Annotated in this window: 2 protein-coding genes; one reads left to right on the top strand and one right to left on the bottom strand. The window is 43.2% G+C overall.

Annotated features, from left to right (window positions below):
• Positions 1–195: 195 nt before the first annotated feature.
• The gene (locus F6K49_RS48980; RefSeq protein WP_293109976.1) at positions 196–384 is read right to left on the bottom strand and encodes a hypothetical protein; all 189 of its coding nucleotides are present in this window, start codon (positions 382–384) and stop codon (positions 196–198) included.
• Between the two features lie 673 nt (positions 385–1057).
• On the opposite strand from F6K49_RS48980, the gene F6K49_RS48975 reads away from it, so the two are divergent.
• On the top strand, positions 1058–1422 hold a 365-nt coding region (locus tag F6K49_RS48975; RefSeq protein WP_293109974.1), incomplete at its 3' end, for an NFACT family protein.

Below are 1422 nucleotides of genomic sequence, written 5' to 3'. Positions count from 1 at the left end.
CCCATGATTTCCTGCTTTACTCTGTAGACAATTGGAGATTTGACCTCCACACAAACTATAGTTTTTTTTGATCAGATCAACAAGGGTTCTACTGTCAACTTTGATAACACTTTTATTCCTGAGTTGACGGTTGACTGTTAAGTGTTTGCTGTCCACAAAGCACTGTCAACCGTCCACAAACAACCAGTTATTTATTTACTTCTGATCTAATTCCTCCCCAGTATCAAAAATAATCACAAATTCGACATCAGGCATCAGCTGTCGGAGACGGCGCAAGTGACCCTCTGCATCGGAACGGTTACGGAAGCGAGCAACAACTACTCGTTGCATGTTGGGTAATAACCGCACAATTACCCACGGACTAAGACGGTCGCGATAGGTCATAATAAAATTATCTCCTATGTTACTAGGGGTAATAGCCAGCCCCGTAGTTGTTCAGGCTGAGGGGGCTGGTTTTGACCTTGTTAATTAAGGTCACTTTTATTATAGCACGAAACTAATCTTTAATGATAACTTTTTCTTGAAAAATTGTAATTTATATATTACTTAATTCGTCCATAATTATGGTGCATTTTTAAGGAATTTTATAGGTAAATATAAAATTGTATTTGCCATTAATACTTAATAAGTTATAATGGCAATATAATAGCGATTGCTTAATTGCTGAAACAGACTTAAAAAAGTCAATTAATTGATGTAATTAGGGAACTATATACAATTGAAATGTTTGATTTTATTGGAAAACAAAACTGAGGATATATTGCCCCTCTTACCTTTTGGCTCTTGCCTCTTGCCTTTGAGAGTATGTTCACAACCGAGATCACAAGGCTATAAGATGGTAGCCCTAAGGCTGACCTATAGAATAGTATTGTAAATGCCCAAAATAGGAACTTGACTAGACTGCGTTCGCGTAGCGTGACCTACGGCCAATCGCTTTTAGCGGAAGCGAAGCTTCATCGCATAGCCAAAGCCAAAATGCCATGCGCGCGCATTGAGCCGCTAGGCGAACCCATTCTCAAACCCGAATCCTACGAAGCTCAGATCTGGCATCTCGCACATGCAACCTGTTGACTATACCACCCTGACCGCTGCTTGTTCTGAGCTGCGTGCTACCTGGGTACCAGGACGTACCGAACAAGTCTATCAACGCGATCGCTACACCATTGCCATCGCCCTACGCACCCTAAATGGTCGAGGTTGGCTCACCATTTGTTGGCACCCCCAAGCCGCCCGAATTTGCATAGGAGATCCACCCCCTCGGGTTCCCGACACCTTCACCTTTAGTGACCAACTCCGGCACCAGTTAGGTGGCTTCGCCCTAATTGCCATCGAAACCATTGCCCCTTGGGAGAGAGTCTTAGACCTGCAATTTGCCAAACGCCCTGGAGAAGCTCCGACTTGGCATTTGTATGTAGAAATTAT

The organism is Moorena sp. SIO3I6, assembly GCF_010672095.1.
The sequence above is the reverse complement of the archived record's forward strand: the minus strand, read 5'-3'. Positions and strand labels throughout refer to the sequence as shown.